At 65.2% G+C, this 12,375-nt stretch carries 13 protein-coding genes; 8 read left to right on the top strand and 5 right to left on the bottom strand.

Annotation, left to right across the window (positions count from 1 at the left end; all coding sequences use genetic code 11):
* The first annotated feature begins 31 nt into the window (after positions 1 to 31).
* A complete protein-coding gene (locus tag DAT37_RS30870) occupies positions 32 to 727 on the top strand; it encodes a ferritin-like fold-containing protein (protein WP_109528367.1) in 696 nt (231 codons plus the stop codon).
* 41 nt (positions 728 to 768) lie between these two features.
* On the opposite strand, the gene DAT37_RS30865 is transcribed toward DAT37_RS30870, so the two are convergent.
* Positions 769 to 1,605: a helix-turn-helix transcriptional regulator gene (locus DAT37_RS30865; protein ID WP_109528366.1), complete on the bottom strand. Its 837-nt coding sequence runs from the start codon at positions 1,603 to 1,605 to the stop codon at positions 769 to 771.
* A 101-nt stretch (positions 1,606 to 1,706) separates the two neighbouring features.
* Here DAT37_RS30865 and DAT37_RS30860 point away from each other — a divergent pair, with 101 nt between their 5' ends.
* Both DAT37_RS30860 and DAT37_RS30855 read left to right on the top strand, forming a co-directional pair.
* Positions 1,707 to 2,258 (top strand): YceI family protein, encoded by a 552-nt coding sequence (locus DAT37_RS30860; RefSeq protein ID WP_109528604.1) that lies wholly within the window; start codon positions 1,707 to 1,709, stop codon positions 2,256 to 2,258.
* A 109-nt stretch (positions 2,259 to 2,367) separates the two neighbouring features.
* Positions 2,368 to 2,595 carry a DUF3107 domain-containing protein gene (locus tag DAT37_RS30855; RefSeq protein WP_109528365.1) on the top strand — a complete coding sequence of 76 codons (228 nt, stop codon included), beginning with the start codon at positions 2,368 to 2,370 and terminating at the stop codon, positions 2,593 to 2,595.
* Positions 2,596 to 2,676: 81 nt separating this feature from the next.
* On the opposite strand, the gene DAT37_RS30850 is transcribed toward DAT37_RS30855, so the two are convergent.
* A complete protein-coding gene (locus tag DAT37_RS30850; RefSeq protein WP_109528364.1) occupies positions 2,677 to 3,369 on the bottom strand; it encodes a TetR/AcrR family transcriptional regulator in 693 nt (230 codons plus the stop codon).
* A 345-nt stretch (positions 3,370 to 3,714) separates the two neighbouring features.
* Between DAT37_RS30850 and DAT37_RS30845 the strand changes: the two genes are divergently transcribed.
* The 5 genes from DAT37_RS30845 (at position 3,715) to DAT37_RS30825 (ending at position 9,490) form a co-directional block, all read left to right on the top strand.
* Positions 3,715 to 4,845 (top strand): DUF3152 domain-containing protein, encoded by a 1,131-nt coding sequence (locus DAT37_RS30845; RefSeq protein WP_232840095.1) that lies wholly within the window; start codon positions 3,715 to 3,717, stop codon positions 4,843 to 4,845.
* Between the two features lie 146 nt (positions 4,846 to 4,991).
* Positions 4,992 to 6,176 carry an adenylyltransferase/sulfurtransferase MoeZ gene (gene moeZ / locus DAT37_RS30840; RefSeq protein ID WP_109528363.1) on the top strand — a complete coding sequence of 395 codons (1,185 nt, stop codon included), beginning with the start codon at positions 4,992 to 4,994 and terminating at the stop codon, positions 6,174 to 6,176.
* A 120-nt stretch (positions 6,177 to 6,296) separates the two neighbouring features.
* On the top strand, positions 6,297 to 7,148 hold the full coding sequence (locus tag DAT37_RS30835; RefSeq protein ID WP_109528362.1) for a TIGR02569 family protein: 852 nt from the start codon (positions 6,297 to 6,299) through the stop codon (positions 7,146 to 7,148).
* A gap of 895 nt (positions 7,149 to 8,043) precedes the next feature.
* Positions 8,044 to 8,601, top strand: a complete 558-nt coding sequence (locus DAT37_RS30830; protein WP_157978789.1) for a GNAT family N-acetyltransferase — start codon at positions 8,044 to 8,046, stop codon at positions 8,599 to 8,601.
* A gap of 85 nt (positions 8,602 to 8,686) precedes the next feature.
* A complete protein-coding gene (locus tag DAT37_RS30825; protein ID WP_157978788.1) occupies positions 8,687 to 9,490 on the top strand; it encodes a hypothetical protein in 804 nt (267 codons plus the stop codon).
* A 17-nt stretch (positions 9,491 to 9,507) separates the two neighbouring features.
* Here the strand turns inward: DAT37_RS30825 and DAT37_RS30820 are convergent, their stop codons facing one another.
* Genes DAT37_RS30820 through DAT37_RS30810 form a run of 3 tightly spaced genes read right to left on the bottom strand, consistent with a single transcriptional unit; the run spans position 9,508 to position 12,369 of the window.
* Positions 9,508 to 10,440 (bottom strand): SCO2521 family protein, encoded by a 933-nt coding sequence (locus DAT37_RS30820; protein ID WP_109528359.1) that lies wholly within the window; start codon positions 10,438 to 10,440, stop codon positions 9,508 to 9,510.
* Complete coding sequence (locus tag DAT37_RS30815; protein WP_109528358.1) at positions 10,441 to 11,439, bottom strand: SCO2522 family protein; 999 nt, start codon at positions 11,437 to 11,439, stop codon at positions 10,441 to 10,443. It abuts the gene before it with no gap.
* Positions 11,440 to 12,369: an SCO2523 family variant P-loop protein gene (locus DAT37_RS30810; RefSeq protein ID WP_109528357.1), complete on the bottom strand. Its 930-nt coding sequence runs from the start codon at positions 12,367 to 12,369 to the stop codon at positions 11,440 to 11,442.
* Positions 12,370 to 12,375: the final 6 nt, after the last annotated feature.

The raw sequence follows: 12,375 nt of genomic DNA, 5'->3' as shown, positions 1-12,375 counted from the left end.
GGTTCGGAATCCAGGACTACCCTTCGGATACATGGGACAACAGATATCCGCCGGACTGGGAGTTTCGCCGATCGATTCCGAAATTCTCGCGGCGGACCATCCCGGCGTGACCGATTTGTTCGCGGTACTGGCCTACGGCGAGATCTCCGCCTTCTATCGGTTGGCGGAGGAAGCGAAACTGTCCCCGACGCTGCGCGGCAAGGTCGCGGTCGCCAAGATGGCCGCCGCCGAAATGGAGCATTTCGCCTCGCTGGAAGCCGCGCTGGCCGCCGTCGGCGCCGATATCTTCGACGCGATGGCGCCGTTCGTGCACGCGCTCGACGCCTATCACGCGTCCACCGACCCGTCGACGTGGCTGGAATCGATGGTGAAGTTCTACGTCGGTGACGGTATCGCCGCCGATTTCTACACCGAGATCGCCGGTGCGCTCAGCCCCGAGGTGGCCGCCGTCGTCCGTGACGTACTGGCCGAGACCAGCCACTCCGAATTCGTGGTGGAGGAGGTGCGCCGGGCGGTGGAGACCAGTCGCTCCGAGCGTGACCGCCTCACGCTGTGGGGCCGCCGCCTACTCGGTGAGGCGATCACCCAGGCGCAATACGTGATGGCCCAGCGCGACGAACTCACCGACCTGGTCCTCACCGCCACGGGCGATCTCAACGGCATCGCCGAACTGTTCGAGCGCATGCAGACCAGTCACGCCCAGCGCATGGCGGTACTCGGCCTCTGACTCGCGTCTCCGCTGGCAGCGGAAGGCGCTGTGCCCCCGCGCTATTCGTTGACGGCGCGCGGTTCGACCAGGCGCAGGCCAGGCGCCTGCGCCGCGGTCTTGTCCGTCAGCCAGATCATCACACTCTGGTCCCGGTCGGAGTCGAGCGTCTCGAAGGGCACGTCGATCTGACCGTGGACGGGATGATCGAAGGCGAGCACTCCGGAACGATCGTCGCCGAGTCGATGCGGCTTCCAACGCTCCGCGAATTCCGGACTGCGCTGTAGCGCCGTGATCATCTCGCGCAGGGTGTCGTCGGCGGGCCAGCGGACCTTGGCCCGATTCAGGGCGGCGACGAAATGATCCGCGGCCCCCGCCCAGTCGCGCAGCACGCGCTGCGCCGCCGGATGCATGAAGATGTACCAGGCCAGATTCGGCCGGTCGGCTTCGTCGAACAGGCCCAGCGGTGCGGCGAAATCGGCCCAGGCCGGATTCCAGCCGAGCACATCGAAACGTCGCCCGACCACGAGGGCGGGCGTCGGTTGCAGGGCCCGCAGAATCGTCCGCATCGAGTCGGCGAGCTGTTCGTCGGGCGATTCCGAACCGGGACAACGGTATTCGTTGCCGGAGGTGAGTGCGAGCATGGTGAAGTGGTCGCGCTGCGCACCGGCGAGCAGCAGGGCGTCGGCCAGGGCGTCGACCACCGACATCGACGGATTGGTATCGCGGCCCTGCTCGAGCCGGGCCAGATAGTCGGCGCTGACGCCCGCCCGCACGGCCACTTCCTCGCGGCGCAATCCCGGTGTCCTGCGTCGCCCGCCCGCGGGCATACCGATATCGGCGGGTCGCAATTCGGCGCGCCGGGCGACCAGGAATTCCGCGAATCCGTTTCGGGCCATATCTCCATCCTGCCCTGTCCTGGGATCCGGAGCCGCGCCCTGCGAGGGCCAGGATAACGGCGGTCTGGTTATCCGATGATCGGCGAGTGATCGTCGATGGCATGACCAGTACCTCGGAATCCACCACCGCCACCCAGTCCCTCGCCGTCGGTGCATGGGCCCTCGACACCGCCCACTCCTCGGTCGCCTTCACCATCCGTCATCTCGGCATCTCCAAGGTCCGCGGCGGGTTCACCCGGTTCGAAACCGAATTCGTGGTCGATGAGTCCGGCGCGGCCACCCTCGGCGCGACGATCCACCTCGATTCCTTCGACACCGGCAATCCCGACCGCGACAACCACATCCGGACCGCGGATTTCCTCGATGTCGCCAATCGTCCTACCCTGACCTTCCGCGCCCTCGGACCGGTGCGCGTCGCGGAGTCCTTCGTCGTGGAGGGTGAGGCGACGCTCGGCGACATCACCCGGCCGCTCACCCTCGACGTCGAGTGGGGCGGTGTCCAGGACTTCGGCCCGAGCGGGGACCGCCATGCCGGATTCTCGGCGACCGGCACCATCAAGCGCACCGATTTCGGGGTCGGTGGCGCGCTGCCGGGTCTGCTCAGCGACGCCGTGAAGGTCGAACTCGAGATCCAGTTGGTCGAGCCGAAGTAATGTCGTCCGCGCTGTTCGCTGACAGCGCAGGCAGCCGTCCGACACGGCGTCCACGCCCTGCACTAGCCTTGGATTCGACAGCACAGGACTCTAGGTTCGGAGGTTGGCCGTGGAGGTCAAGATCGGTATATCGGATAGCCCGCGGGAGCTCGTGATCAACAGCTCGCAGACCCCGGACGAGGTCGAAGCGCTGATCTCCGGTGCGCTGACCGGCGACAGCGGCGTGGTGTCGCTGATCGACGAGAAGGGTCGCAAGTTCCTGATCCAGGCTTCCAAGGTCGCCTACGTGGAGATCGGCACGCCCGCCGCGGGCCGCGTCGGCTTCGCCGCCGTCTAGCCTCCGCCGCCGAGTGCGGCAACGAACAGAGCCCCTGTGCTCGACCGACCGGTCGAGCACAGGGGCTCTGTTCGTCTGTTCCTAGGAGCCGAGGGTGCGCGGCGCGCCGCCGTCGAGCGGGTGCAGCGGCACATGCGACAGACCGCCCCACGCGAGCGCGACGGTGGTGTCGACCGCGTCGTCCTTGGGGATCGGCCGGTCGGCCTCCAGCCAGTAGCGGGCGGTGAACTGACTCGCGCCGACCAGGCCGACGGCGAGGATACGCGCGCGGTAGGGATCCAGGCCGGAGTCGTGGGCGACGACATCGAATACCGCGTCGACACAGGCTTCGGTCGCCTGCTCGACCCGACGCTGCACCTGCGGCTCGCTGGTCAGGTCCGACTCGAAGACCAGGCGAAAGCCCTGCATCTCGTTGTCGACGAAGTCGAAATAGGCCGCGACGGCCGCGCGGACACGCTGCCGGTTATCGGTGGTCGAACGCAATGCCTGGCGTACGCTCGACACCAGCATGTCGACGTAGTTCTGGAGGACAGCCAGGTACAGTTCGAGTTTGCTGGTGAAGTGCTGATACAGCACGGGCTTGCTCACACCGGCGCACTGGGAGATCTCGTCCATACCCGCGGCGTGATAACCGCGTAGGACGAACACCTCACTGGCCGCATGGAGAAGCTGTTGGCGTCGTTCGTCACGCGGCAGACGAGTGCCGCGCTTGGTCGGCGCCATGGCCTCGGACGACGTTTTACGCGACGTCGGCCGGTCCACGAGGTCAGTCATTTCGGCTCTCCCAGTCGATTCCCCGGCAAATAGGGATTGTGCACCGGGTATCCCATGAACGATACCCGGTTGTGGCATACATGCGGTTCGGGGATACGCATGTAGTCCCCACGGTGAGATATATCGCAGCGAACCCCTGTGGTGTGTCATGTTCGCCGTTCCGGCTCCGCGGCACTCGTGGCGTTGCGCTACCGCCGACTGTGAGAGTCTGGTGTGCGTGACCCATCGTGTCGACCGCCCCGGGCACTCGTCTTCCATACCCTATCCACGCCCCGCGACAGGTGCGATACCCGGCGCTGCTTCGGCCGGACGGCCGCGGTGGGCCGTCGGGCCGACGGAACCGTGATGTCGGAATCCATGGCCAGGTCCGACCCGCAGTCCGGTTCGACAAGGGGGCGGGCGCGTTCGGATCCGTCGGCCGACGGTGACGGGCCGACCCCGGAGCGTACCCACGCGGAGGACGGCGACGTCGGCACCGCTGTCGAGGTCAGCGACCCGTTCGGACTCCATGCCTCGTCCGATCGCTCGCACCAACCGCTCCGGGCCCGCTGGGATCCGACCGCGCCCGACGAGGCGCGAGCCCGGTCACCGCGCCCGGAACGCGGCGTCAAGAAACAGAGCGCGCTCGGGCGCTTCATCTCCACCTACGGCTGGCGCGCGTACGCCCTACCCGTACTCTTCGTCGTCACCGTGCTGGTCGTCGTCGACGCGATGAACGGCGGTCCCGAGGCCATCGGCGCGGGCGGGAATCCCGGATTCGGCAGGCTCAGCCCGCGCGCCGCCTCGGCGGGCATCATCGGCGCACCGCCGGGTGACGGCCAGTTCCCCGGAGATCTACCCACCGGCGCGCTCCCCGAGGGCGGCCCGTTCACCGAGATCGGCGCGGGCACCTGGCATGTGGTGCCAGGCGCGGCCGCCGAATTCGGGGCGGGCGCGGAACTGCATCTCAGCTACACCGTCGAGATCGAGGACGGTATCGACACCTCCGGGCTGGGCGGTGATATCGCCGTGGCGAGGATGGTGGACAGCACCCTGTCCAACCCGAAGAGTTGGTCGCACGATCGCAAATTCGCCTTCCGCCGGATCGACCAGGGCGAACCCGATTTTCGCATCTCCCTGACCTCGCGTGAGTCCACCCGCAAGGCCTGCGGATTCGATATCCCGATCGACTCCTCCTGCTACAACGCCGACCTGCGGCGCGTGGTGCTCTCGGAAGTTCGCTGGGTCCGCGGCGCGCTCGCCTTCGAGGGCGATATCGGCTCCTACCGGCAGTATCAGATCAACCACGAGGTCGGCCACGCCATCGGCTACCACCAGCATCAGCCCTGTGAGACCGACGGCGGACTCGCGCCGGTGATGATGCAGCAGACCTTCGGAACCAAGAACAACGACATCGCCGCCCTCGACCCCGACGGCGTCGTCCCCATGGACGGCAAGCGGTGCCGCTTCAACCCCTGGCCCTACCCCCGCGGTTAGCCGTGCCGTGGGGTGAGTAGGCACGCCGCGCGCGGGTACGCGACCATGGAACGGGAAGAACGGCCCGCTCGCCGGTGTTGCACGGGTGGTCAATGCCGTGATGTCAAAAGCCGTGATCGGCCAATTCGATTCGAGGAGTCCCGGACGTGTCATCATCGAAGTCCCTGCCGCCGCTCGTCGAGCCGGCCGCGGAGCTGACTACCGACGAGATCGCGCGCTACAGTCGCCACCTGATCATCCCCGACCTGGGTGTCGACGGGCAGAAGCGCCTGAAGAACGCCAAGGTGCTGGTGATCGGCGCAGGCGGTCTCGGCTCGCCCGCCCTGCTGTATCTCGCCGCGGCGGGTGTCGGCACGCTCGGCATCGTCGAATTCGACGAGGTCGATGCCTCCAACCTGCAACGTCAGATCATCCACGGCGAGTCCGACATCGGCCGCCCCAAGGCCGACAGCGCCCGCGACTCGATCCACGAGATCAACTCCGGTATCACCGTCAACCTGCACAAGATCCGGCTCGAGCCCGAGAACGCGATCGAGTTGTTCCGCGACTACGACCTGATCGTCGACGGCACCGACAACTTCGCCACCCGCTATCTCGTCAACGACGCGGCGGTGCTGGCCGGTAAGCCGTACGTGTGGGGTTCCATCTACCGCTTCGAGGGCCAGGTCTCGGTCTTCTGGGAAGACGCCCCCGACGATCGCGGCATCAACTACCGCGACCTCTACCCCGAGGCCCCGCCGCCGGGGATGGTCCCGTCCTGCGCCGAAGGCGGCGTGCTCGGCGTGCTGTGCGCGTCCATCGGTTCGGTCATGGTCACCGAGGCGATCAAACTCCTCACCGGAATCGGCGACCCGCTGCTCGGTCGACTGATGGTCTACGACGCACTCGACATGAGCTACCGCACCATCAAACTGCGCCGCGATCCCGAACGTGTACCGATCACCGAATTGATCGACTACGAGGCGTTCTGCGGCGTGGTCTCCGACGAGGGCGTCGCCGCCGCGGCCGGGTCGACCATCACCGCGCGCGAACTCAAGGAACTGCTCGACGCGGGCAAGGATATCGAGCTCATCGACGTCCGTGAGCCGGTCGAATGGGACATCGTGCACATCGAGGGCGCGAAACTGATCCCCAAGGACCGCATCCTCTCCGGCGAGGTCCTGGCCGAGTTGCCGCAGAACCGCCCCATCGTGCTGCACTGCAAGACCGGTATCCGCTCGGCCGAGGTCCTGGCCGCCTTGAAGAAGGCCGGTTTCTCCGACGCCACCCACGTCCAGGGCGGCATCGTCGCGTGGGCGAAACAGATCGACACCTCGCTTCCCGTCTACTGATCGCACCGCGCATCGGGTTCCATGCCCGGTGCGCGGTATACGAATTCGACACCGGACCGCGACCCCGATCGGCGGTGTGGCAGTGTTCCGGGCCGCCGAGACCGGCGGTACGGTACGGCCGTGACTTCTGTGGAACCCCCCGAGCACGTGCGCGCGACGTTCGGTCTGCGCGAAGTGACCCCGGTGTCCCTGGGAGACTGGGACGGTGGCTGGCGCTGCGGTGACGTGGTGCTCAGCCCCGTGGCCGACCACGCACGCGCCGCGTGGTCGGCGAAGATCCGCGAGACCCTCGAGGTCGACGGGGTGCGCCTGGCCCGCCCCGTGCGCGCCACCGACGGCCGCTACGTCGTCTCCGGTTGGCGCGCCGACACCCACCTGGAAGGTTTCCCCGAACCCCGCCACGACGAGGTCGTCTCGGTATCGCTGCGCCTGCATCAGGCCACCGCGGAACTGGAACGTCCTCGCTTTCTCGTACAGCCGCCCGTCGCGCCGTGGATGGACGTCGACGTCTTCGTCGCCGCCGACCGCGCCGCGTGGGAAGCCGTCCCGCTGCGCACCCTGCGCGCGGGCGGCATGCCCCCACCCGCCACCCCGGACGGCATCCGCAGCATGGAGCTGATCGGTCAGTTGGCGACACTGCGCAAATCCGTCAGAACACCCCCACAACTGGTGCACGGCGACCTCTTCGGCACCGTCCTGTTCTCCGGACCGGGAACCCCCGGTCTCTCGGACCTGACACCGTACTGGCGTCCACCCCAATGGGCCGCGGGCGTCATCGTCATCGACGCGCTGGCGTGGGGCGGCGCCGACGACGGGTTGCTCGACCGCTGGGCAGACCTGCCGGAATGGCCGCAGATGTTGTTGCGCGCGGTCATGTTTCGGCTCGCGGTGCACGCTTTGCATCCGCGTTCGACGCCGGACGCTTTTCCGGGTCTGGCGCGGGCGGCGGATATGGTCCGCTTGATGCTGTGACGGTGGCTGGGACGCGTACAGCCGCGCCGGAGTCGATATCTGGTGCGCTGATCGCGCAGGGCCGCGATTCTTCGAAGCACTCCGAGGGACATCGACAGGCGTTGCCTTGCTGGACTTCTCGTGCGTACCGGTGGTGGATGTGAACCGTCGTAAGAGGAGTCACAACACGTAGTCGACTTGCCGGGATGGAGGACAGCCGCAGTCCTGACCCGGGGCACGCCGGAAGCGCAGATGACACGAGCGTTACGGCCCCGCGGGCGAAACGAACTGTCCCCGAGCGCACGTATCTGACGCGACCACACTGGAATATCCATTGCGGTTATCGCTGACCGGCCGGGGGATCCGCAGCTGCGGCTGGTACCGGGTAGGTGGGAATTCGCCGTCGGCTTCGGGGATGCGGCGATCCGGTCTGTCACCGAGGTGTCGATGACAATCCGGCGGACGTGCGTCATCGACTTCGCTGGGGGTACTCGATCCACATGTACCGAGGGCGATATGCGGCCGACAACGCGTGTCGGATTTCGAACGGATTCCGATTCTGTGGCGAGTCGGCAGCTGTCGGTGCGGCACGGCGTCGTTCGATGAAAGGGTGTATGACACGGTGAGGATCGGCGAGGGATGGATGCCGGATGTCTATCCGGCTTACCGTAAGCCGAGATTAACAGGCGAGGAATGGAACTGGAACGGTGGAGCGGATACTCTGAACCGGTTCCGGGCCGTCGACGTGGCTGTGCTCGGCGTTGCTTCGGCGCGTCCCGTCAGTAGTCGCACCCGCCAGCGTCGGCAGCTCTAGACTGGCGCGGTCGGCGAATATGGACGTCATATGGTAGTCGATCCAACTTGTTATGGCGGCCCATGCCCTGACGATAAACGTCCTGACGGTAGAAGGGAGAACATGAATATCGCCGAGGATGGGCCCGAGGGATATCGGCCTGCTCAGCTCGAGGATCTCAGGGGTATCGAGTGGTTGGAGCAGAGTCTATTCGATGACACGACATATCAATATACGATCTTGAGGCAACTGTACGCCGTCAGTGGAAAGCATTGGCTGGTTGCCGAATTGAACGGAAAGATGATCGGTCACGCGCTGGTGCTGATCGGAGCCGACAAGACGCTGTTGGCATCATTGGCGGTTGCGGAGGACTATCAGAACAAGGGGATCGGCAGACGTCTCCTCGGGAAGGCGTTGGAGGCCTGTGTCGACGCCGACGTCTCCGTAATCGAACTGACCGTACGTCCGGACAACGTGCGGGCAAGGCGGGTGTTCGATCAGGCGGGATTCACCATCGTCGACAAGGACGACCACTACTTCGGGCCGGACCAAGCGCGGCTCGTGATGGAGTGCGAGCTCGCAGCGCGAGAGGTGTCCCCACGTACTCTCGAGCGCCGGTACTCCGATTTCCTTTCCGCCACTTCGGCGCTATCCACGCACCAGGGTTCAGTCACGGTATAGCTGAGACTTCTCCGGTCCGACCCCTCGACGAGGTTCGGACCGGATGTTCGATCGCGCGAAGAGCCAACTCCATATACTGGTGTGTGTGGCCGATTCGAAGGATCTCGATGAATCCGTCTCGGACCGGACCAGAAGGTTGGCTATCGCCTATGTCGACGGACTCGACCCCGAGAACGCCGACGACGACTCGTATCCCAGATCGTTCGACGAGTGTATGACGAAGATGCTCGAGAGGTACGGCGCCGAAATCGCGCTGGCGGGGAACCGTGTCGTCGGGCATCGATCAGCTGAATTGCTACACGGCCAGTTCGACTACGACGATCCACGAGCACGAGAGGTCGCTCTGCTCATCGCGGCCGAGTTGGACTTCTGCAGCCCCTTGCACGCGCGTCAGAACCTCGCGCTGGCCGAGATATTCGAGGCGCTGGGTGATGCGCTGTCGACACACGGGCTGACCGATCTGTCCGTCCTGGCGTTCCGGCGCGCCACGAGGTTGTACGCGTTGAGCGAAGACCGCCGGGGCGAGGAGCGATGTGGGATCCGCTTCGCGCGCGCCAATACAGCCGCGACGAAATCACGGGTGCGCAGGTGGGCTGGGCACGCCGCATTCCTTCTGTGCGGTTACGGATATCGGCCCTCGTATCTGCTCGGCTGGGTGGTTGGTCAGGTCTTGGTTTTCACTGCTGTCGGCTTGCTACTCGCGGGGGATATCGCGTGGACGACAACCGTGTATTTGACGGTCACCGCGTTTCTGGATCCGATCGGTCCCGATGACGCCCGTGCGGTGGGTAGTAGCGCGCACCCGTTGTTCGCGTTGGAATCGTGGATGGGCGCAGTCTCGATGTCGGTCTTCTTCGCGCTGCTGGTGCGTAAGTGGTTCCGACTGTGAAGTCTGTTCTGTGCGGTTCACTTCCGGTGCGCGATGACCTTGTCACGGACCCGACCGGTCAACAGGGCCCACTGGCGCGAGAATCCGGGATCGTTCTGTAGCCCTTTCCACAGTCCGCGCACCTCTAGCGGGAGATGTGATGATCCCGGTAGCCACAGGCCGGTCAAATGATCGAGTACGGTCGTCAATTCGTCCAGTCGCGAATCGATCTGCGTCGGATACCGGTCGACAGCGTCGAGGACATCGGTCACGACCGTGATCAACCAGTCGTGAGCGGCGACGTCCTCGCAGAACTGTTGTACCGCAAGAAGTTCCTGCTCGGTGCGGACGGTGATCCGCAGCGTTCTGTCGACACCTGCGCCGAGATGGAATGCGACCGATGTTCCCGAATTGCCCCCGAGACCCGCCGTCCAGCGCAGCCGCGTCGTGCGTGTTCGCAGCGGTGGCCGTCGGTCGAGTTCTACAGCGAAGCGGATCCGATTCAGGAGGTGGTCGCTGATGGCGGCCATGTCCAGAATCTCCTTGCCGGGCGGTCCGGTGAGGTATCCATCGGCGAGAACGGCTCCCGCGGTACTTCTTTCGGGGAGCGGGCCTATCACCTCGGTTGTCCCTTTGCGACTGATGTAATGCGACCACGTCTGCCTGCGTCGATCGTTGGGGCGAAGTAGGCGGGTGCACGCCGAGGATTGCAACGTCCAACCGCCCATCAGTGTGGCTCTGGTGGCCACGGTGCCGACGATATGGGTGGTGCCCGCGCCGATGCGCACCTCGCAATCGACGCCGACGCCGACGGCCGGCGACGTCGCCAGCCGGATCGGTCGTTCACGCCAGGTGACGGAATGGCCGGGCATCAGGGCCAATACGTCGAACGTCTGAACGCGGCCGAGCGGGGTCGACGAAGGCAGCAGGCCGGTGTGCACCTCGCCGAGTACCACCAGCGGCGCGGCCATTCAGGGGCCGTCCAGTAACAGGTGCGATAGTCGATCGCTGATTCTCTCCGATACCTCGACCGGCGGGTCGTCCCGTCCGGCGCGCTCGATGATGTCGGCGGTGACGTCCTCGTCCTGATCGAGATGATCGAGGACGAGCCGCACCGCGTGTTCGATACTGATGTAGCGCTTGGGCAACATGGACAGGGTGCGGTAAGCCTGGAATGGATGCGCGGACGGGTTGAGTCGGATGATCGGTGCCACGTCCTTCCAGCGATCCGGCCACGGTTCACCGTCCCAGTCCAACGGTTGCACCACGGGTTCGCCGCCGTAGCGCAGCATTCCCAGGCGTAGGAGCTGCCACACCGTCGCCAGGAACGGACACGACCATCTCCGGTTGCCGTCGGCAGTCCTGCTCCACAACTCGACATCGAGGAAAATGGAATGCTCGCGGCGTCCGAACTCTTCGGGAGGCTGGTACGGCCGTTCACGCATGGCTTGATCCGGTACGAAATCCGACGATCGTGTGCCGTTGCAGAGCCATCCGGATTCCACCGTGGGCGGCCGCCTGCCGGTGGCGGGATGTTCCGGTGCGGCGACGATTCTGGCGGCCACCATTTCGGCCACCGGGAAGAAGTCCTCGGTGACAACGCCGTTGACGAATTTCGGCATGGTCGCGCACCCGGATTCTCTGGCCAGGTAGTCGATTTCCAGTCCGCTTTCGGTGGCGGCGGACAGCAACTTCTCTAGAATGGGGGCCGGGTCCGTGTCCGGCTGGAAGTAGTCGTCGATCAGATAGCAGGTGCTTATTCTTGCATCGGGCCCGAATTGAATTCGGGCCGCGACTTTGAACGCTTCGACCAACGGGACGATCCGACGAAATTCCGCCTTCACGCGTTCGGTGTCACCGGAGATGTCGTTGAGGTAGAAATGTCCTACCTCGACGGAAAGATGCGACAGTTCCAGTCGGTCGTCACGTCGCACGTCGTGCTCTTCGGTATACCGCTGTAGTTCGGACATCTACAGTCTCTCCCAGGCGGCGTTGTCCATCAGGCGACGGGCGAGCAACTGATACGCGGCGACGGTCTCCGGGGCCGCGATGTTCGCATCCACGTCGCTGTCGAGGATGATCTGCTCCCGCCATTGCAGCACGGGTTCGATCGGGGTGGCTCCAAGCAGCGCCGTCATACCCAATTTGCTGGTGGTCGCCAGTCTTTTGAGCGCCGCGTTCTGCTCCTGCAACCACGTCGACTGGGCTCCTTCGCCGCCCGAGCCGACGCCGGATCCCGGAACCGCCGTGCGTACGTAGCGCACGGACCCCAGCAATTCTTCCCTCTTGTGACCGTAGTTCACGCCGGTGTTCAGCAGGCCGTTCGGCCCGTAGACCAGGCCGGCCGCGGCGAGGATATGTTGGCGAGTCCATCGGTGAAAGATGAGCCAACGCGTCGAGTGGTCGCGCAACTGCTCCAGAGCCGTTGTTTTCAAGGCGATTTCGAGAGCCACGGAACGACCGGCGCTCAAATCCACCACCACGATGGAGAATTCTTGGTCCAATTCGGTCAGCAACTGCGCGCACCGGGTCACCGTCGTGTTGTTGCAGGTCAGGAATTCCGCGCCGCCTTCGTCACCAGGCAGCAGTACCAGCCGACCGGTACTCGAACCGGTATTCCTCAGCCCGGACCTGTCGGTGGTGGCTCCCACATCGAAACGGGCGCACCGCGCGCTGCTGCCCAGCAGATATCGATGTACACCGACCTCGCTGTCTTCGTCGCTGACCGGAAGACCGCGTTGTACGGAAGTGATCTCGAACAGCGAACCGGAGGTCGGAGAACCGAAATCGAAATCGACGTAGGCGACGTCGTGGCCGTCCACGCAGAGCCGGTAGGCAATGTTGGAACTGGTCACCGACCGCCCGGTGCCGCCCTTGTCGGAGGTGGAGAATACGAGCACGGCAGC

This window comes from Nocardia aurea, assembly GCF_003123685.1.
GTDB classification, from domain to species: Bacteria; Actinomycetota; Actinomycetes; order Mycobacteriales; family Mycobacteriaceae; genus Nocardia; species Nocardia aurea.
This window is presented reverse-complemented; position numbering and strand designations above follow the sequence as displayed.